Here is a 218-nt window from a genome sequence, read left to right as displayed (position 1 = left end):
TAGGTCTACCTCCAGTACTTTTGCTCAAAAATGAGCTAAAGTCTTCACCTTCTGTAAATCCATATTCCGTCATTCGTGGAAACCAGTCTTTATAAGCTGTTTTAACTCCCAGTGCCTCATGCAATTGACGACCAGATACAATCGGCTCATGATTGTCATTCAGAGTTACGTTGATTAGTTCGTTCATAGCATTCCTTTCTAACACGATTTTTCGTGTT

The 218-nt window shown here is 39.4% G+C and carries 1 protein-coding gene; it reads right to left on the bottom strand.

Features of this window, described 5'->3' with window-relative positions:
• The coding region (locus tag HMPREF2613_RS07505; RefSeq protein WP_186822083.1) for an antA/AntB antirepressor family protein at window positions 1-187 on the bottom strand (187 nt) is incomplete at its 3' end.
• Window positions 188-218 lie beyond the last annotated feature (31 nt).

It is taken from the genome of Streptococcus sp. HMSC070B10, assembly GCF_001808665.1.
In the GTDB taxonomy this organism is placed as follows: Bacteria; Bacillota; Bacilli; order Lactobacillales; family Streptococcaceae; genus Streptococcus.
This window is presented reverse-complemented; position numbering and strand designations above follow the sequence as displayed.